1 protein-coding gene is annotated in these 1,131 nt (G+C 60.3%); it reads right to left on the reverse strand.

All coding sequences use genetic code 11. The features are described from left to right. Positions 1 to 1,064, reverse strand: a 1,064-nt coding sequence (gene istA, locus HMPREF3096_RS05525) for an IS21-like element ISPst3 family transposase (protein ID WP_141749324.1), incomplete at its 3' end; no start/stop codon positions are given. Between the last annotated feature and the right edge of the window lie 67 nt (positions 1,065 to 1,131).

Genomic DNA, 1,131 nt, shown 5'->3' on the forward strand with positions numbered 1-1,131 from the left:
GCCACCACCTCGATTCGCGTCGGATACAAACGGCTGCTGACCCACTTACCCGCGTACTCACATGGCACCGAGTAGCGGTTGCGCCCGACGCTGACCAGGCAGGTGCTGGAGACCCGCGCAGGCCGCTCGACGTAACCGTCGAATGGCGCTGGCACAGGCATCAGTTCAGCGCGCTCCAACTCCAGCACTTCGGCTACACTCAGCCCGCTGTATTGAGGGTGCGTCAGCTCGTTCCAAAGCGCGCGGCAGCGCTGGCCCAGCCAGGCATTGAGTTCCTCGAAGGAGTGAAACTGACAGTCCTGGGCGTCTAGCCAGATACGCCTGCGGCTGTCTTGCACGTTCTTTTCAACGATGCCCTTTTCCCAACCAGCGGCGACGTTGCAGAAGTCCGGATCGAACAGGTAATGCGCGCACATCACCGCAAAGCGTGCATTCACCGCCCGGCCTTTGCCCTTATTGACCTTGTCGACGGCGGTCTTCATGTTGTCGTAGATGCCCCGGCGCGGCACGCCGCCCAAGGCGCCGAACGAGCGTGTATGGGCGTCAAATAACATCTCATGGCCCTGGCTCGGATACGCCACAAGCCAGAACGCACGGCTGGCACACAGCTTCAGATGTGCCACCTGCATACGCCGGTAAATGCCGCCGACCAGCAAGCCTTCCTCGCTCCAGTCAAACTGAAACGCCTCGCCAAGAGCAAAGGTCAGCGGCACAAAGGCCTGCGACGCCTTGCCCTGTCCCCCTCGCCAGGCACGGATAAACGCGGTGAGCTGGCTGTAGCCACCGTCATAACCATCGGCTTTGATTTGCGCCAACAGCGCCTTGGCACTGCGCCGCTGTTGCTTGGGGCGCAGCGAATCGGCTTTTAGCGCCTGCTCCAGCGTGGCGTGAAAAGGGCTGAGTTTGTTGAAGATCGCGCGGCGTTGGTAGACCGGCGGCTTGGCCTCAGGTGCTCTGACCCACTTGCGAATCGTGTTGCGCGCCAGCCCGGTGCGCTTGGCTATCTCATGCAGCGACAGCTTGTCGCGGAAATACATCCGGCGAATTTTGCCCATCATTTCCATACTGATCACCCTGTGTTCTCCTGCTCAAAAATTGAGCAGAAGCAGTTGAACACCTGGGTCAGTTTTC

It is taken from the genome of Klebsiella sp. HMSC25G12, assembly GCF_001807705.1.
In the GTDB taxonomy this organism is placed as follows: Bacteria; Pseudomonadota; Gammaproteobacteria; order Enterobacterales; family Enterobacteriaceae; genus Klebsiella; species Klebsiella variicola.